Source organism: Streptomyces sp. MMG1533 (genome assembly GCF_001279775.1).
GTDB lineage: Bacteria > Actinomycetota > Actinomycetes > Streptomycetales > Streptomycetaceae > Streptomyces.
Genome location: NZ_LGDG01000289.1, coordinates 1 through 17,661, shown reverse-complemented (window position 1 = coordinate 17,661; position 17,661 = coordinate 1). Strand labels below are relative to the sequence as shown.

Sequence of the window (17,661 nt, the reverse complement as noted above, 5' to 3'; positions counted from 1 at the left end):
AGCAGGCCACGGAGCTGTGCGGCACGGCGAGCAGTTGCCGGGCGACCAGGTGTCCGGAACCCCCGACAGACCGGGGCCGGGATGAGTCGAGGCACCGAGCGCGGCATCCAAGTCGACTCCGGTGACGGCAAGTTACGCGTCCCGGTCGGCTTCCCGGGCCGCGCGCTCCAACCGGCCTCGATGGTTCTCCCACCACTCCGCGTCGCCCGGCGGCATGCTGTCGTTGCCCTGGTTCATCCCCACGGCACCGTCGACGAGTTCCCGGAGAATGTCGGCGTGTCCGGCGTGCCGGTGCGTATCGGCGATCACGCGTACCACGGCATGGTGCAACGTCACCTCGTCCCCGCCGCTCGGCCACCACGGCACCTTGCCGACCGTGTCCAGCGCCAGCGCGTCGATCGTCGCGTCCGCGTGCGCCCATGCCCGGCGGTAGAGCTCCACGATGTACTCGCGTGACTCGTCGGCGGTGGCCCACATGTCCGCGTTGGTCTCGGCACCGTCTTCGAGCCAGGGCTGCGGCTCGCCCGACGGCCGTCCGAAGGTGTCGCCGAGGTAGCCCAGTTCGATGCCGGCCACGTGTTTCACCAGGCCCAGGAGGTTGGTGCCGGTCGGCGTCAGCGGGCGGCGGATGTCGTACTCCGAAAGCCCTTGGAGCTTCCACAGCAGGGCATCGCGCGCGGACTGCAGATAACGGTGAAGGTCGGCTTTGGGATCCGATGCGGTCATGGGGTCAGTCTGCCGCTCGCGCGATCTCTGTCCACCGCCTTGTCACGTGAGGCAGGCAGTCACGGGTCGAGTATGCGCTGGTCGTCGTCCATGGCACCGGCCTACGAAGACCGATGTGCAACCGTTCGGTTGCACCAGGAGGGGGGATGTGCAACTCTGGAGTTGCACATCAATCGGCAGTTCAATGGCGGCGACGAACGGAGTCAGCTCATGAGCGAGGACCGGATCGAACGCGAAACCCTGATCGCGGCACCACTGGAGCGGGTGTGGTCACTGGTGGCCCAGCCCGGGTTCTGGGTGGCCGACAAGGCGAGCCTGCCCGGCACCGTGGCCAGGGAAGGCGAGTCGATGGTGGCCAAGAACGCCGAGCACGGCGACTTCCCGGTGCGGGTGGAGAAGGTCGAGCCGCCGACGTACCTGGCGTACCGCTGGACCAGCGCGTTCCCCGGAGAGGAACTGCGCGAGGACAACAGCACCCTCGTGGAGTTCACGTTGGCCCAGGAAGGCGAGGGCACGCGGCTTCGCGTCGTCGAGAGCGGGTTCGCGGCGCTGGCCGGATCCGAGAAGCTGCGCAGCCAGAACCTGGAGGACCACACCAAGGGCTGGCCGCTGGAGCTCGACGCACTCAAGACGCGCGCCGAACAGCCCTCCGCATGACGGAAGAACACGCCGGCGCCGCCGAGGACGTCGACAGCGTCCTCGGCGCCCTGGCCGACCCGATGCGACGCCGGCTGCTCGATCTGCTCGCCGCACAGGGCCAGGCCACCGCGACGACGCTCGCCGAACGACTTCCCGTCTCGCGGCAGGCGGTGGTCAAGCACCTCACCGTCCTGGACGCCGCCGGGCTGGTTTCCGGCACCCGCGTCGGACGCGAGGTGCGGTACGCGGTACGGCCCACGGCGCTCGACGCGACGGCGCGGTGGATGGCCTCGCTGGCGGCCGACTGGGACCGCCGGCTGGCGAACATCAAACGCGTCGCCGAGGCCGCGGAGCGGGACGCGCGCCAGGCACGCCCCGACTGAAGGAAAGACACGCAAGGGAAGGGCAAGAGAAGGAAGGGTATGCAATGGACACGACAGCACTGCGCAGCGCCTACGACAGGCTGCTCGACGCGGCGGCCCTCCCCGGCCTCGGCGACGCGGACGACGGGGACGACGCGGACGACGCGGACGACGCGGACGACGGGGGATGGAACGCCGACCGGATACTGGCCCATCTCCTCAGCGTCGATGCGGCGACCGCGGCGGTCGCTCTTGGGGTCGTCGCCGGCTCACGGCCCACCTTCGACAACCGGATCTCCCTCGACACCTGGAATCTCGACCGGATCATCGCCGAGCACGCAGGCAGGGCGGACTTGATGGCGCATGTCCGAAGTCAGGCGGCCGTCCTGTGCGACATCGCCGACCGGCTGAGCGAGGAGGCCGCCTCGGTTCTGGTGCCGTCCCTCCTCCTGTCCAACGGGGCGCTGGTGCTGGACCAGCCGATTCCGCTGGCGGGCCTCGTCGACGGCCTCGCCGAGAACCACGTGCCCGGGCACACGCAACAGCTCCTCGATCTCCGCGTCGCCACGCCTGGGCACGCTTGAAAGACCCTCCTCCCCTTCACCCGCCTGAAAGTCGCGCCGCTCCGCCTCCCGTTCCCTCACGCCCGCAGCGTCGGTTCCGCCGGGGCCAGGGGGTAGCCCACCCCCGTCAGTTCCTCCGACACCGTCCACAGCCGCCGTGCCGTCGCCGCGTCGCTCGCTGCCGCCGTACGGCCCACCAGCGTCGGGCCTCCCCGCATCTCGCCGAAGCCGTCCGGGCCCACGTAGCTCGCGCCGGGCAGGTCCTGCGTCGCCGCGTACAGCGTCGGCAGGGCGCCCGCGCGGTCGTCCTGGGCGAGGAACCTGTTGCCGAGGCGCATGAAGGCACGGGTGGCCGGGCTCGAGGCGTGGCTCTGGAGGTTGGTGGCCGCGTAGCCCGGGTGGGCGGCCAGCGCGCGGACCCGGGAGCCGGAGTCGGTCAGACGGCGTTGGAGTTCGAGCGTGAACAGCAGGTTCGCCAGCTTGGACTGGGCGTATGCGCCCCGCGGGGTGTAGTCCGCGTCCAGGTTGAGGTCGTCGAAGCGGATCGTCGCGTCGCCCCAGCGGTGGGCGCCGGAGGAGACGGTGACGACGCGGTCGGTGACGTGGGGCAGGAGCAGGTTCGTCAGGGCGAAGTGGCCGAGGTGGTTGGTGCCGAACTGCATCTCGAAGCCGTCCCGCGTGCGCTGCTGCGGGAGCATCATCACGCCGGCGTTGTTGACCAACAGGCTCAGCGGGCCCTCCCACCCGTCCGCGAACTCCCGCACGGAGGCCAGGTCCGCCAGGTCGAGGCGGCGCACCTCGGTACTGCCGTGCACCGTCGCGGCCGCCGCTCGCCCCCGCTCCACGTCCCGTACGGCGAACACGACGTGCGCGCCGGCCCGGGCCAGGGCGTCCGCGGCGGTGAGGCCGATGCCGCTGTTGGCGCCGGTGACGACGGCCGTGCGGCCGGTGAGGTCGGGAAGGAGGGTCGCGTTCCAGTCCGTGCGGTTCTTGTCGTTCTTCTCGCTCTTCTCAGCTGCCATGACCTCAATGTAGACGTCGACAACAATGATGGCAATGCCTACAAAGCTGACGGCGGCAACATCGGGATACGATGACCCACATGCCCGAGAGCCGCCCCTACCACCACGGAGACCTCCGCGCCGCCCTGCTCGCCGGCGCCGAACACACCCTGCGGGAGAAGGGCGTCGGCTCCCTGTCCCTGCGCGAACTCGCCCGTGAGACCGGCGTCAGCCACGCCGCCCCGGGCCGCCACTTCAAGGACAAGCAGGCCCTGCTCAACGCCCTCGCCCTCACCGGCTACGAGCGGCTCGCCCAGGCCCTGAACAGCGCCGACGACCCCGCGCTCCCGCTCCAGCCCCGCCTCACCGCCCTCGCCCGGGCCTACCTCGGCTTCGCCACCGACAACGCCGAGCTGCTGGAGCTGATGTACGCCCGCAAGCACGAGCCGGGCGCCTCCGAGCAGATGGCCGCCGCCATCGACCGAACCGTGGGTTCCCTGGAGCGGGTGATCGCGGACGCCCAGAAGCGCGGCGAGATCGTCGAGGGCGAGCCGGAACGCGTCACGCTCATCGTGGGCGCCGCCCTCCAGGGCATCGCCTCGTTCACCGCCGGCGGCATGCTCGACCCGGACACGGCCCGCGCCACCCTCGACGACGCGATCCACCACCTGATCCACGGCCTCAAGCCCCGCTGAGCCCCACCTCGACCGACGCCGTGCGTCTGCTGTGCGTCCGCTGTGAGCCGGGTCAAGCCGCGGCCATCCCCCCGCCATCGCCCGGCCATTGATCAGCAATCCCCCAACCCCCTTGAGTAAGGCGGAAGTCAGGATTCCGCAGCTCACCTTGTTGTCACGTACTCAACAAGCGACAGTCGTCGGCGGGCCGCCGCCCGCTGCCGGGGACCACGTACCGGTGGCATCACCACCCGCACTGCCCCTGTCAACCACTCTCAGGAGGCTGTACGTTGCGTACGCAACCCCCCAACACCCCCACGAACCGCGCCAGATGGAGCCGTATCGGCTCCGCTGTCACGGCCACCGCCGCGCTCGTCCTCGCCGGACTCGGCACCGCGGCCCAGGCGAGTGCCACCCCCGAAGCCACGACCACCGCCGCCACCACCGCCACCACGACCGCCTCGAAGGTGACCTGGTCGGCCACCCCCTGTGCCACGCCCAAGAAGAAGGGCGAACTGGCCTGCAACTCCCTCCGCGTCACCGGCGGCCTCACCGCCTTCCAGAAGCAGGAGGCGAAGGAGGACGGCGTCACCCCGAAGGCCGCCGACGCCTCCACCCCCTCCGGTTACGGCCCGTCCGACCTCCAGTCCGCCTACGGCCTGACCTCCGCCGCCTCCTCCAAGGGTTCCGGCGAGACCATCGCGATCGTCGACGCCTACGACGACCCGAACGCCGAGGCCGACCTCGCGAAGTACCGCTCGTACTACGGCCTCTCCACCTGCACCACGGCCAACGGCTGCTTCAAGAAGGTCAGCCAGACCGGCTCCACGACCTCCCTCCCCTCCGCCGACAGCGGCTGGGCCGAGGAGATCTCCCTCGACCTGGACATGGCCAGCGCCACCTGCCCGAACTGCAGCATCACGCTCGTCGAGGCCTCCTCCGCCAGCATGGCCAACCTCGGCACGGCCGTGAACGAGGCCGTCAAGCTCGGCGCCAAGTTCGTCTCCAACAGCTACGGCGGCTCGGAGTCCTCGTCGGACACGTCGTACGACTCCTCGTACTTCAACCACCCCGGCGTCGCCATCACCGTCAGCGCCGGCGACTCCGCCTACGGCGCCGAATACCCGGCCGCCTCCAAGTACGTCACCTCCGTCGGCGGCACCAAGCTCTCCACCTCCTCCACCACCCGCGGCTGGACCGAGAGCGTGTGGAAGACCAGCAACACCGAGGGCACCGGCTCGGGCTGCTCCAAGTACGACGCGAAGCCGAGCTGGCAGACCGACACCGGCTGCACCAAGCGCATGATCTCGGACGTCTCGGCCGTCGCCGACCCGGCGACCGGCGTCTCGGTCTACGACTCCTACGGCGTCACCGCCGGCTGGTACACCTTCGGCGGCACCAGCGCCTCCTCGCCCATCATCGCGGCCGTCTACGCCCTCGCCGGCACGCCGTCCAGCAGCTCCTACCCGGCCCAGTTCCCGTACAACGCCGCCGGCACCTCGGCGCTCAACGACGTGACCTCCGGCAACAACGGCAACTGCTCCACGAGCTACTTCTGCACCGCCACGACCGGCTACGACGGCCCGACCGGCTGGGGCACCCCGGAGGGCACGGGCGCCTTCACCGGCTGAACCAGCGGCATAGTCGGACCATCTGAACGACAGTCAGCAGATTTCGCCCTGGTGGGCCGTGGGGGCCCACGGGCGGCATGGGGACGAACGGGCCGCGGCATCCAGCCGCGGCCCGTTCGCCATGAGAACATCATCCTGACCACTCACCCGACTGGCCGTCACCCAACGCGTCAGGTCGTAAAAGGGGTCAACGACGGAACCACACGACAGGTTCCGCTCAGGCCTCATTGCCCGGCGTGACCTGCCGTGATACACAGAGTGACGATACGATTCCTCGTATACCGTCCCGCACCCGTCCGAGGGACCTTCGCGGGCCGGTGACAAGGTATTCGTACGAAACCCGCCAACCGATGACGCCAAGTCGACATACGGCAGCGACATTTTCGGCGAGAATGATGCCTGACCTCTGCGCCCGTGCAGGGGGCGCAGAACTACCCACCAGGGGCGGTGACTTACATGCTCTTTGCGGCCGATAAGGGAGACATCAACACCATCATCGGCGGGATCGCTCCGGACTGGGGCCCCTTCGGCAGCCTGGGCAACGAGGCGAAAGTGATGATCGAGGTCGTGATGGCGGTGGCCATCCTGCTCTGCCTCGGCATCGCCATCTGGGGTGCGGCCAAACAGCGCATCGGCGCCACCGCTCTCCGGGACACCTTCAGCGCCGAGCAGGGCAAGGGCCTCATCATCGCCGGCCTGACCGGAGTCTTCATCATCGGTTCCCTGGGCACGCTCTTCACCATCGTGTACGGCATGGCCGTGTAGCTACCGCGTCCGGTCGACGCACCTCCGGTCCGGCCGGGCGCGCCCGGTTCCCCCTCTACCCACCCGTCCGTCGTGCCCACCGGCTGAGGTTGCGTTTCCCTGATGTCGAGTCACCACACCGCGCCCGCGCGGGAACCAGCACGGCTACCGTCGTATTCCTACGTGTTTCCGCACGACGTCGAGGGGGCGTACGCGGCATGACTCTCGGGGACGACGAAACCTCCGGTGGCTACGGCGGTACGGGGCACACGCGCACGCGCCTGCCCGACCGGCCCGGCGATGTGTACGGCGGCGCACGGCGAGGAGGCCGCTCGTCCTCGCGGAGCCTGGTCACGGTGGTCGGCGTCGTCGTCCTCCTCATCGCCGCGATCGCCTTCGCGAACCGTGGAGGAGACGATTCCGCATCGACGGACAACACGGGTTCCCAGCCGGAGGCCGCGTCTACGGCGGCGAGCGGGGATCGACCGGTGGAGGCGAAGACGGGCGGGATTCCGACGGGGTACGCCCACGATGAGCAGGGTGCGCAGAGCGCGGCCGCCAACTATTCCGTGGCGCTGGGGTCGGCCGACATGTTCAACGGGGCCAGACGGCACGAGATCGTCAACACCGTCTACGCCCCCAATGTCGCCGCCGCCCGCCAGGCCGACCTGGACAGCGCGTACTCCAGCGAGTCGTTCCTGACCAACATCGGCCTCAACAAGGATGGCACCGCACCGAACGGCGAGACTTTCGTCTCCCGAGTCATCCCAGTGGGCACCAAGGTCACGTCGTCCAGCGCGAGCGACGCCACCGTCGAGGTCTGGTACACGTCGCTCTTCGGCCTGTCCGGCGAGGGCTCGACCAATCCCGTTTCCGAAAGCTGGTACACCACCACCTACCAGCTGAAGTGGGTCGACAGCGACTGGAAGGTCACCGACTTCCAGCAGAAGGACGGCCCCGTACCCGTCGGCCGCGACCAGAAGGCCTCCACCGCTGACGACATGACGAAGGCGGTCGAGGAGTACGGAGGCTTCACGTATGCGCGCTAACCACCGTTTCCTCAAAGTCACGGCCGCCGTCGCCGCCGTACAGGCCACCACGGTGCTGGTGGCCACACGAGCTTTCGCCGCGCCCACCCCTACGCCGACGCCGTCAGGAAGCAACGATCCCTGCGACCTCATTCGCGGCCCCGCCAAGGACTACTGCGAAAGCGACAGCGGATCCACCGGCACCGGCCGCTCCGGCACCCTCGACCCCACCAGCACCCTCGACCCCCTCTCCTCCCTCGCCAAGGGCTGTGCCGACGCCGCCTCCTGGACCATCGACAAGCTCAGCGAAGCCGTAAAAGACACCGCGAACGTCGACTTCACGAACCAGAAGTTCCTCCAGCAGTACGCCGTGGTCTTCGCCGCGTCGACGATCCTCACCCTCCTCCTCTGGCTGCTCGCGGTGGCCAAGCGAGCCGTCAGGGGCGTCCCCCTCACCACCGCCATGTCCGAGGCGATCGGCTTCCTCTGGCTGACCGTCCTGGCGTCCGCCTTCACGCCGCTGATCCTCTACACGGTCGTATCGGCGACGGACGGCGTCTCCGAGGTCCTGGCGAAAACCACCGGCGATCAGACCGACGCCTTCTTCGGCAACTTCTCCGGCGCCCTGGGCAAGGGCGAGGACATCGGCGGCGGCCCGATCATGCTGATCGTCGTGTCGCTGGTCAGCATCCTCGCCGCCGGTGTGCTGTGGCTGGAGCTGGTCATCAGGGCCGCGCTCCTCTACGTCGGCGCCCTCCTCGGCACCGTCGTCTACGCCGGCCTGGTCGACAAGAACCTGTGGGGCCACGTCCGCCGCTGGGCGGGCATCATGATCGCGGTCATCCTGGTGAAGCCGGTCATCGTCATCGTGCTGGGCCTCGCCGGCGCACTGTCCGCCGACGACGGCCCCGACGCCTTCTCCGCGGTCGTCTCCGGCCTCGCCATCATCCTGCTCGCGATCTTCGCCAGCGCGATGATCTACCGTTTCGTCCCCGGCTTCGGCGACGAGATCGCGGGCTCCCGCAGCAACCGCATCATGCAGGGCGCCGAAGGCAAGGCCGCGGCGGTCATGACCTCCCCCGCCACCCTCGTCGCCCAAGGCATCAAGACCCACAGCACCCGCGCCGACAACAACGGCGGCTCAGGCCAGGGCGGATCGAGCGGCGCCCGCCCGAGCAACCCCGTATCCGGCGGAGTGGCCGCACACAGCACCCGCGGCTCGAACGGAGGCGGCGGATCTGTCCCCTCCGCCGCCCCCGCTCCCCGCACGGGCAACAGCCCGGTGAACTCCCCGCACGCCAGCAACACCCGCAACAGCAGTAGCAACAGCACGGGAGGTGAAGGGCGTTGACGACCGAGTCCCACGTGTCCCATCCGGTCACGCCCCGCCGTACATATCTGATCGGCCGCGCCCGGCCGAACGCGATCGTCGGCAGGAATCGTGAAACCGGCGAGATCACGCTCATCATCGCGGGCGCGTTCCTCGGCATGATGTGCGGGCTCCTCGTCCCGGTGCTGTCCCTGCGCATCGTGCTGCTGATGGGCTTCCCCATGATCGCGCTGGCCGCGGTGTACGTGCCGTACAAGCGCCGCACGTTCTACAAGTGGTTCGAGATCAACCGCAGTTACAAGCGCACCCTCAAGCAGGGAACCACCTACCGCTCCGGCGTCATGGAGGCCGGCATCCACGTCGACGGCCGCGAGGTGGAGATCGGCCCGCCGCCCGGCATCGGCCGCATCAACTGGCTGGCCGCCCCGTTCGGCCCCGACGAGATCGCCGTACTGCTGCACGCGGACCGGCGTACGGTCACCGCGGCGATCGAGATCGAGGGGCCGGGTGTCGGTCTGCGCGACTCCGAGGACCAGGAAGCCCTCGTCGACCGCTTCGGCACCCTCCTCAAGCACGTGGCCAACGGCGACGGCTTCGTCACCCGGCTGCAGATGCTCGCCCGCACCCTCCCCGCCGACCCGGACGCCCACGCCAAGGACGTCGCCGTACGCGGGGACGAGAAGGCACCGGGATGGCTGCAGCAGTCGTACGACCAACTGCAGTCGATGGTGTCCACCAGCAGCGAGCAGCACCGCGCGTACCTCGTCGCCTGCATGCACTACAACCGCGAACTGGCCGCCGAGGCCCAGGCGATGGCCCGGGCCGCGCGCCCGCACAACGGCCGCAAACTGGACCGGGACGCGGGCCTCGCGGTCGTCATGGCCCGTGAGCTGACCGACATCTGCTCGCGCCTCCAGGAGGCCGACATCCGCGTACGGCAGCCGCTGGGCCAGGGCCGTCTCGCCTCCCTCATCCACTCCATGTACGACCCGGACCACCCGATCGACCACATCCAGGCGATGACCCAGCGCAACGCCTGGCCGGCCGAACTTGACGCCATGGAGCCGACGTACCTCCAGGCGAAGACGAGGGAGTCCTCCACCCGCGCACCCTGGTGCCACGCCACGGCCTGGGTGAAGGAGTGGCCGATGACCCCGGTCGGCGTCAACTTCCTGGCGCCCCTCCTCGTCCACACCCCGGACGTCATCCGCACGGTCGCCGTCACCATGGACCTCGAACCCACCGAGGTCGCCATCGAGCGCATGCTCACCGAGAAGACGAACGACGAGGCCGAGGCGTCCCGCGCCGCCAAGATGAACCGCACCGTCGACCCGCGCGACATCGCCGCCCACAACCGTCTCGACCAGCGCGGCGAGGACCTCGCGAGCGGCGCGGCCGGCGTCAACCTGGTCGGCTACATCACCGTCTCCTCCCGCTCCCCCGAAGCCCTGGCCCGCGACAAGCGGACCATCCGGGCCTCGGCCGGAAAGTCGTACCTGAAGCTGGAGTGGTGCGACCGAGAGCACCATCGCGCCTTCGTGAACACGCTTCCGTTCGCCACCGGCATTCGAAGGTAGAGGGGCCGCCGCATGCGGGATCCGATGTCCATCCTCACCGACGCCTTCACGTCCTTCCTGTTCGGGAAGGTCGAGACGACCCGCCTGCCGGTACGCACCTCCACGGGCCAGGCTCAGGCGGTCTACCTCCCGACCGCCGCCCCCGGCCTCGGCGACTCGGGCGTCATCATCGGCCGCGAGGTCTACTCCGGGAAGGGCTACATCTACGACCCCTTCCAGCTGTACGGCCAGCAACTCCCGGCCCCGCACTGGCTGGTCCTCGGCGAGTCGGGCAACGGCAAGTCGGCGCTGGAGAAGACGTACGTCCTGCGCCAGCTCCGTTTCCGCGACCGCCAGGTCGTCGTCCTGGACGCCCAGGGCGAGGACGGGGTGGGTGAATGGAACCTGATCGCGCAGGAGTTGGGGATAACTCCTATCCGGCTGGACCCCATGGCGGCCCTGGACATGGGTATCCGGCTCAACCCGCTCGACCCGGCGATCACGACGACCGGGCAGCTCGCCCTGCTCCGGACCATCATCGAGGTCGCCCTGGGCCACGGCCTCGACGAGCGCTCCGGCTTCGCGCTCAAGGTCGCCCACGCCTACGTCAACGAGACCATCGTCGAACGCCAGCCGGTCCTGACCGACATCGTCGAGCAGCTACGGCACCCCGAGCCGGAGTCCGCCGAGGCGATGAACGTCGACATAGACGACGTACGGGCATGGGGCCTGGACGTGGCGCTGGTGCTGGACCGGCTGGTCGACGGTGACCTCAGGGGCATGTTCGACGGCCCGACGACGGTCGGCATCGACCTGGACGCGCCGCTGATCGTCTTCGACCTCTCCCACATCGACCGCAACTCCATCGCCATGCCCATCCTCATGGCGATCGTCGGCGTGTGGCTGGAGCACACCTGGATCCGCCCCGACCGGAAGAAGCGCATCTTCCTGGTCGAGGAGGCCTGGCACATCATCAACAGCCCGTTCGTGGCCCAGCTCTTCCAGCGGCTGCTGAAGTTCGGCCGCCGACTGGGCCTGTCGTTCGTGGCGGTGGTGCACCATCTGTCCGACGTGGTGGACGGGGCGGCGGCCAAGGAGGCCGCGGCGATCCTGAAGATGGCGTCGACGAGGACGATCTACGCGCAGAAGGCGGACGAGGCGAGGGCGACGGGCCGGGTCCTCGGCCTGCCGAGGTGGGCGGTGGAGATCATCCCCAGCCTCACCCCGGGCATCGCCGTCTGGGACGTCAACGGCAACGTCCAGGTCGTCAAACACCTGATCACCGAGACCGAGCGCCCCCTGGTCTTCACCGACCGCGCGATGACCGAGTCCTCCGCCGAACGCGAGCTGACGGACGACGCCCTGCGCGCCGCCGAACTCGAGGCGGAGGAACGGGCGGCGGCGTTCGTGGAACAGCACCTCGGAGACTCCGAGTCGACGGTGGCGTAGTTCTGGGGAGGGAAGGCGTGAGACCGCACGAGCAGTACCGGAACGACCGGCAGGACGGCCAGGGAGGCATCCCGGACGGACTCCTGGTCGGCATACTCGCCTTCCTCCTCGGCATGACCCTGCTGGTCTGGTCCGCCACGGGCCTGGCCGGAGTGTTCGCCCACGGCGCCTGGCCGGCCGGCGTCACCTTCACCCGCACCCCCCTGGCCATCCGCCACCTCATCGCCCAACCGCACGACGTCCCCGGCGCCTGGCCGGACGCCCCCGAGGCCGACCTCTCGGGCTACGGCCTGTTCTGGGGCCTGTTCATCGGCCAGGTGCTGATCCTGATCGTCCTGACGGTGTTCGTGCTGGGGACTGTGGCGCGGTGGCGGGCGGTCAGGGTGCGGAGGCGGGTGGAGGGGCCGGCGCCTGCACCGGCGCCCGAGGTCCGTGAGGTGCATGAGGTCCGTGAGGTGCATGAGGTCCCGGTGCCGCGCGCGGAGCCGGAGCCGGAGCCGACGGAAGCACTGCGGGAAACGGCAGCGCTGGAGTCGGCTCCCCTGCCGAGCCTTTCGAAAAACGGCGCGGGGGTAGGCGGGTGGGGAACAAACCGCGCCGAAGGCGCGGTGCTCTACGGCCCCCCGGAAGCCCGCCGGACAACCGCAACCCAAGCCGTACGCGACGCGGAGGGCCCCGCCCTCGTCATCACCTCGAACCCCGCCGTCTGGCAGGACACCAAGGACGCCCGAGCCAAACTCGGCCCGGTCCACGTCTACGACCCCACCCACCGCTGCGACACCCCGGCCCGCCTCCACTGGTCCCCCACCTCGGGCTGCGAGGACAAGCAGACGGCAACGAAAAGAGCCGTCGCACTCCTCACCCCGGTCCGCCCCACCGCCCGGCTCGACCAAGCGGTCAGCGACACCGCGGAAACGCTCCTGCGGAGCTACCTCCACGCCGCCGCCATCGACGGCCGCACCATCCGCCACGTCCACCGCTGGTCCCAGGGCACCCAGATCCAGGACGCCGTACGAACCCTCCGTACCAACCCCAAGGCAGCCCCGGGCTCCGCGGGCGAACTCGAAGCCGCACTCACCGCACACCCCGAACGCCGGGACATCGCCCAGGAGTTGACGAGCCGGGCCCTCTCCGCCCTCTTCACACTCAACATCCGCGAGGCATGCACTCCCAACCGAACTGATGCGCTCGCCTTGGATTCCTTCGTGGACGAAGGGGGCACGCTTTATGTGGTCGGTGAATCCATCGAGGACCCCCGGACCAATCCGGGCGCGATGCCCCTCCTCACCGCCCTCGCCTCAAGCGTGGTCGAGCGCGGCCGGCGCATGGCCGAACGGTCATCCTCCGGTCGCCTCGACCCACCACTGACGCTCGTCCTGGACGATGTCGCCGCCGTGGCTCCGCTTCCCCAGCTCCCGGAGCTGCTGGCCGCCGACACGGACCGGGGCCTGCCGACCCTGGCCCTGCTGCGCTCCCGCGAACAGGCCCGCAGCCGCTGGCCGGACGCCGAACTGCCGGTGTAGGCGGCCCTCTCCGTCACGCCCGTCAGTCACACACACGCTCGAGGACGAACTCCAACTCCCGCTCCCCGGGCCGGGCGGCCAACGGCACGGTCGTCCCGCTCGGCACGAACCCCACCTTCCGGTAGAAGCGCTGCGCCCGCCCGTTCTCCTCGTGCACGATGAGCCGCACCCGCTCGGCACCCCGCCCCCACGCCCACTCGAGCGCGGCATCGAACAACACGTCGGTCAGCCCGTTCCCCCGCTCCTCGGGCCGCACGAACACCCCTACGAGATGCCCCTGCTTCCGTTCCACCGGAAACCCGGCCCAGTCCGTCGTCCCGGGCTCCTCGAGCAGCACGGTCAGCGTCCCGACCCACCGCCCGTCAGGCCCCTCGGCGATGATCTGCTGCACCCCGGTCGCCCCCTCCGCACCCCCGGCCGTGCGCTCCTTCCAGTAGGAGTCCGGCTTGGCGGCGGCCTCCTCGTACGTCTCCAGAAACGCGAGATGGGCGACAGGATCCTGCAACGCGGCAAGTCGCAACGCCTTCACGGCAGGCCACTCGCCAACACGCACGGACCGGATCACATAGCTGCTCATGCCCGCCACCGTAATACCCGGGTACTACGCCCCTCACCTCGAATACTGCCCCCGGTCCGACGCCCGCCGCCCCCGCCCGGACGAGCATCGAGACATGATTACGGCACAGGACCTGACCAAACGCTACGGCGACCGGACGGTCGTCTCCGACCTGTCCTTCACCGTCCGTCCCGGCACGGTCACCGGCTTCCTCGGCCCTAACGGAGCCGGCAAGTCCACGACCATGCGCATGATCCTCGGCCTGGACGCCCCCACCCGCGGCCACGCCACCGTCGGCGACCGCGCCTACGCCGCCCACCCCGCGCCCCTCCATGAGGTCGGCGCCCTCCTGGAGGCCCGCTCCGTCCACCCCGGCCGCACCGGCTACCACCACCTCCGCGCCCTCGCCCACACCCACGGCATCCCCAGGTCCCGGGTCGACCACGTCCTGGACCTCACCGGCCTGACCGACGTGGCCCACCGCCGCGTCAAGGGCTTCTCCCTCGGCATGGGCCAACGCCTGGGCATCGCCGCCGCGTTGCTCGGCGACCCGGCCACGGTCGTCCTCGACGAACCGGTCAACGGCCTCGACCCCGAGGGCGTCCTGTGGATCCGCAACCTCCTCAAGTCCCTTGCCGGGGAAGGCCGTACGGTCTTCGTCTCTTCCCACCTCATGAGCGAGACGGCCCTCACAGCGGACCACCTGGTCATCATCGGCCGCGGCCGCCTCCTGGCCGACACCACGGTCTCCGACTTCGTACGGCAGTCAGGAGCCGGCACGGTCAAGGTCGTCACCCCGGAAGCCGAGCCCCTCGTACGACTGCTCTCCGCACCCGGCGTCGACATCACCACCACCTCCCCCGAAACCCTGGAAGTCCGCGGCACGGACGCCGAACGCATCGGCCGCACCGCCGCCGCCCACGGCATCCCCCTCTTCGAACTCACCCCGAACACCGTCTCGTTGGAGGATGCCTTCATGGACCTCACCCGCGACGCGGTCGAGTTCACCGCCACCCTGGAAGGAGCCACGGCGTGACCACCGCGACCACGACCGTGCCGTACCGCGTGACCCCGGCCCGGGTCCTGCGCTCCGAATGGCACAAGCTCTGGACCCTGCGCTCCACCTGGATCACCCTCGTCGCGACGAGCGCCCTCACCCTCGCCATGGGCGCGGGCATCAGCGCGGTCTACGACGGCAGCGGCGAGGGCGAGCTCGACACGGTCGTCCTGATCCTCCTCGGCACCCAGTTCGCGCAGGTCAACCTCGGCGTCCTGGGCATCCTGTCCACCGCCGGCGAGTACTCCACGGGCCAGATCCGGGCGACGATGACAGCGGTCCCGAGCCGCCTGCCCGTCCTCTGGTCCAAGGCCACGGTCCTGGCCGCGGTGGCCTTCTTCCCCACCCTGTGGACGAACCTCCTCACCTTCCCCCTCGCCCAGTCCTTCCTCACCGGCACCGACCACGCCGCCTCCCTCGGCGACCCGGGCGTCCTGCGCGCCCTCGTCGGCAACGCCGCCGGCCTCGCCCTCCTCGCCGTGCTGGCCCTCGCCCTCGGCGCCCTCGCCCGCTCGGTCCCGATCGCCACGGGCGCCTTCATCGGCCTCGTGATGATCCTCCCCGAGGTCCTGGCGATGCTCCCGTACGACTTCGTCGACGACGCCGTACGCCACTTCCCCGGCCGCGCCCTGGAAACCCTCACCACCGCCCAGCCGATGCCGGACACTCCCTCCCCCGGCGCGGCCCTCCTCGCCCTGCTCCTGTGGACGACGGCGGCCCTCGCGGCAGCCGCGGCGGCCCTGAAACGACGCGACGTGTGACGACAGGACAGGAAGCCCCCACCATGGACCTCGTGGCGGAAGAAGAAGCACGTCCCGCGCCGGAAGAACGAGAGACAGAACCCCTCACCGAGCACATCCAACGCGTCACCCGACGAGCACGCGCCTTCGACCAGCGCCACCCCCTCCTCTGGGACCTGCACCTCGCCGGTTTCTGGGTGACGGCAGCCCTGATCGACTACTTCGGCGACGGCTGGCGCAACGTCACCCGCGCCCCCGGAACCCCGGGCTGGCTGGTCCTCACCCTGAGCCTCGCCCTGTCGGTCCCCCTCTTCCGGCGACGCACCCACCCAAGGGCCGTCCTCCTCGCCATCGCCCCGGCCGCCCTGGTCAACGCCTGGACCGGCGCCCTCCTCCAGGCCGCCCTGCTCCAGCTGCTCGTCGTCTTCCACATCGCCCTGCGCCGGCCTCCGCGCAACCTGTGGTGGGCAACGGCCGTCGTCATCATCCCCGTGGCCGTGGCCGCCGTCCGCCACCCGCAGGGCAGCGCGGACCAGGACGTCGTCCCGATGCTGATGTCCGTCGCCGTGGCAACGGCCATCGGCATCACGGTCCGTACCCGCCGCGACCACACCGAGGCCCTGGAGGACCGCGCCCGGCGCCTGGAGATCGAACGCGACCAGCAGGCCCGCCTCTCCGCCGCCGCCGAACGCGCCCGCATAGCCCGCGAGATGCACGACATCATCGGCCACAACCTCTCCGTCATCACCGGCCTCGCCGACGGCGGCCGCTACGCAGCCACCAAGTCCCCCGAACGAGCCGCCCAGGCCCTGGCCGCCATCTCCACCACCAGCCGCCAGGCCCTCACCGAACTCCGCCGCCTCCTCGACGTCCTACGCGAAGAGGACAAGCAGGCGCCGCAGGAACCGGAACTGACCCCCCAACCCACCCTCACCGACCTCGACCACCTCATAGACGGCGTCCGCGCAGCCGGCCTCCCCGTCCACACCACCGTCCAGGGCACCCCCACCATCACCCCCGGCCGCCAGCTCACCGTCTACCGGGTCATCCAGGAAGCCCTCACCAACACCCTCAAACACGCGGGCCCCGGAGCGACTTCCCAGATCCACCTGTCCTACGACGACACAGGCGCCGCCACCGTCACAGTCACCGACACCGGCCGCGGCGGCCCCGAACCCAACGGCACCGCCGGCCGCGGCCTACCCGGCATGCGCGAACGAACCGCCCTGTACGGCGGCACACTTGAGACCGGCCCACGCCCGCGCCCCGAGCAGGGCTGGCGCGTCCGCCTTCACCTCCCGGAGGAAACCCCGCAGTGACCACCGTCCTCATCGCCGACGACCAGCCTCTGCAACGCTTCGGCTTCCGCATGCTGCTGGAGAGCCAGGACGACATGACGGTCCTGGGAGAGGCGACGAACGGCGCCGAGGCAACCCGCCTGACCGCCGAACTCCACCCCGATGTCGTCCTGATGGACATCCGCATGCCCGGCCTGGACGGCATCGAGGCCACCCGCCGCATCGTCGCGACCGGCGCCCGCACCCGCGTCCTCATCCTGACGACCTTCGACCTGGACGAGTACGCCTACGCCGGCCTGCGCGCAGGCGCCTCCGGCTTCCTGGTCAAGGACGCCCAGCCGGAGGAGCTCCTCTCCGGCATCCGCGCGGTGGCCTCGGGTGACGCGGTCGTCGCCCCCAGCCTGACCCGCCGCCTCCTGGACACCTACGCCCACCACCTCCCGACCGGAGCCCCCACCGACAACCCCGGCCCGGCGGACGACGCCCCCCGTCTCGCCTCCCTCACGGACCGCGAACGCGAGATCCTCACGGTCATCGGCCAGGGCTGGACGAACACCGAGATAGCCATCCGTCTCCACCTGGCCGAATCCACGGTGAAAACCCACGTGGGCCGAGTCCTGGCGAAGACGGGCTGCCGGGACCGCGTGCAGGCGGTGATCCTGGCGTACGACACGGGACTGGTGAAGCCGGCCCCCTGAACGGAAACACAAAAAAGGCCCACACCATAAGGTGTGGGCCTTTCTCAAAATTTGTTCGGCGGCGTCCTACTCTCCCACAGGGTCCC

General features: G+C 70.0%; 18 protein-coding genes. 15 read left to right on the top strand and 3 right to left on the bottom strand.

The genetic code is table 11. From position 1 onward, the window contains the following. Window positions 1-132: 132 nt before the first annotated feature. The gene (locus ADK57_RS45670) at window positions 133-726 is read right to left on the bottom strand and encodes a DinB family protein (RefSeq protein WP_053755707.1); all 594 of its coding nucleotides are present in this window, start codon (window positions 724-726) and stop codon (window positions 133-135) included. Window positions 727-936: 210 nt separating this feature from the next. On the opposite strand from ADK57_RS45670, the gene ADK57_RS45665 reads away from it, so the two are divergent. The 3 genes from ADK57_RS45665 to ADK57_RS50335 are packed head-to-tail and all read left to right on the top strand — an operon-like array spanning window position 937 to window position 2,311. Then, the gene (locus tag ADK57_RS45665) at window positions 937-1,383 is read left to right on the top strand and encodes an SRPBCC domain-containing protein (RefSeq protein ID WP_053755706.1); all 447 of its coding nucleotides are present in this window, start codon (window positions 937-939) and stop codon (window positions 1,381-1,383) included. Beyond that, entirely contained in the window at window positions 1,380-1,748 is a 369-nt protein-coding gene (locus ADK57_RS45660) for an ArsR/SmtB family transcription factor (RefSeq protein WP_053755705.1), read from the top strand. The genes ADK57_RS45665 and ADK57_RS45660 overlap by 4 nt, the downstream gene beginning before the upstream one ends. 44 nt (window positions 1,749-1,792) lie before the next feature. Next, window positions 1,793-2,311 carry a hypothetical protein gene (locus ADK57_RS50335; RefSeq protein WP_053755704.1) on the top strand — a complete coding sequence of 173 codons (519 nt, stop codon included), beginning with the start codon at window positions 1,793-1,795 and terminating at the stop codon, window positions 2,309-2,311. A 56-nt stretch (window positions 2,312-2,367) separates the two neighbouring features. Here the strand turns inward: ADK57_RS50335 and ADK57_RS45650 are convergent, their stop codons facing one another. Next, window positions 2,368-3,312 carry an oxidoreductase gene (locus ADK57_RS45650; RefSeq protein WP_053755703.1) on the bottom strand — a complete coding sequence of 315 codons (945 nt, stop codon included), beginning with the start codon at window positions 3,310-3,312 and terminating at the stop codon, window positions 2,368-2,370. 71 nt (window positions 3,313-3,383) lie between these two features. Between ADK57_RS45650 and ADK57_RS45645 the strand changes: the two genes are divergently transcribed. The 8 genes from ADK57_RS45645 (at window position 3,384) to ADK57_RS45610 (ending at window position 13,226) form a co-directional block, all read left to right on the top strand. Then, the gene (locus ADK57_RS45645) at window positions 3,384-3,986 is read left to right on the top strand and encodes a TetR/AcrR family transcriptional regulator (protein ID WP_053755702.1); all 603 of its coding nucleotides are present in this window, start codon (window positions 3,384-3,386) and stop codon (window positions 3,984-3,986) included. Between the two features lie 269 nt (window positions 3,987-4,255). Beyond that, window positions 4,256-5,596 carry a S53 family peptidase gene (locus ADK57_RS45640; RefSeq protein WP_053755701.1) on the top strand — a complete coding sequence of 447 codons (1,341 nt, stop codon included), beginning with the start codon at window positions 4,256-4,258 and terminating at the stop codon, window positions 5,594-5,596. Window positions 5,597-6,052: 456 nt separating this feature from the next. Further along, window positions 6,053-6,361, top strand: a complete 309-nt coding sequence (locus tag ADK57_RS45635; RefSeq protein WP_003991275.1) for a hypothetical protein — start codon at window positions 6,053-6,055, stop codon at window positions 6,359-6,361. A gap of 197 nt (window positions 6,362-6,558) precedes the next feature. Continuing rightward, entirely contained in the window at window positions 6,559-7,389 is an 831-nt protein-coding gene (locus ADK57_RS45630; RefSeq protein WP_053755700.1) for a hypothetical protein, read from the top strand. After that, on the top strand, window positions 7,379-8,719 hold the full coding sequence (locus tag ADK57_RS45625; protein WP_053755699.1) for a hypothetical protein: 1,341 nt from the start codon (window positions 7,379-7,381) through the stop codon (window positions 8,717-8,719). Before ADK57_RS45630 ends, ADK57_RS45625 begins: the two co-directional genes overlap by 11 nt. Beyond that, window positions 8,716-10,275 (top strand): SCO6880 family protein, encoded by a 1,560-nt coding sequence (locus tag ADK57_RS45620; RefSeq protein WP_053755698.1) that lies wholly within the window; start codon window positions 8,716-8,718, stop codon window positions 10,273-10,275. Before ADK57_RS45625 ends, ADK57_RS45620 begins: the two co-directional genes overlap by 4 nt. A 12-nt stretch (window positions 10,276-10,287) precedes the next feature. Continuing rightward, window positions 10,288-11,703, top strand: coding sequence for an ATP-binding protein (locus tag ADK57_RS45615; RefSeq protein WP_053755697.1), 1,416 nt, complete (start codon window positions 10,288-10,290; stop codon window positions 11,701-11,703). Window positions 11,704-11,720: 17 nt separating this feature from the next. After that, complete coding sequence (locus tag ADK57_RS45610) at window positions 11,721-13,226, top strand: type IV secretory system conjugative DNA transfer family protein (protein WP_053755696.1); 1,506 nt, start codon at window positions 11,721-11,723, stop codon at window positions 13,224-13,226. A gap of 22 nt (window positions 13,227-13,248) precedes the next feature. On the opposite strand, the gene ADK57_RS45605 is transcribed toward ADK57_RS45610, so the two are convergent. Then, window positions 13,249-13,803, bottom strand: a complete 555-nt coding sequence (locus ADK57_RS45605; protein WP_053755695.1) for a GNAT family N-acetyltransferase — start codon at window positions 13,801-13,803, stop codon at window positions 13,249-13,251. 94 nt (window positions 13,804-13,897) lie between these two features. Here ADK57_RS45605 and ADK57_RS45600 point away from each other — a divergent pair, with 94 nt between their 5' ends. The 4 genes from ADK57_RS45600 to ADK57_RS45585 are packed head-to-tail and all read left to right on the top strand — an operon-like array spanning window position 13,898 to window position 17,575. Beyond that, on the top strand, window positions 13,898-14,818 hold the full coding sequence (locus ADK57_RS45600; protein ID WP_053755694.1) for an ABC transporter ATP-binding protein: 921 nt from the start codon (window positions 13,898-13,900) through the stop codon (window positions 14,816-14,818). Further along, window positions 14,815-15,600, top strand: a complete 786-nt coding sequence (locus ADK57_RS45595) for an ABC transporter permease (protein WP_053755693.1) — start codon at window positions 14,815-14,817, stop codon at window positions 15,598-15,600. The genes ADK57_RS45600 and ADK57_RS45595 overlap by 4 nt, the downstream gene beginning before the upstream one ends. 23 nt (window positions 15,601-15,623) lie before the next feature. Continuing rightward, window positions 15,624-16,898 carry a sensor histidine kinase gene (locus tag ADK57_RS45590; protein ID WP_053755692.1) on the top strand — a complete coding sequence of 425 codons (1,275 nt, stop codon included), beginning with the start codon at window positions 15,624-15,626 and terminating at the stop codon, window positions 16,896-16,898. After that, window positions 16,895-17,575 carry a response regulator gene (locus tag ADK57_RS45585; protein ID WP_053755691.1) on the top strand — a complete coding sequence of 227 codons (681 nt, stop codon included), beginning with the start codon at window positions 16,895-16,897 and terminating at the stop codon, window positions 17,573-17,575. The genes ADK57_RS45590 and ADK57_RS45585 overlap by 4 nt, the downstream gene beginning before the upstream one ends. The last annotated feature ends 86 nt before the right edge of the window (window positions 17,576-17,661 follow it).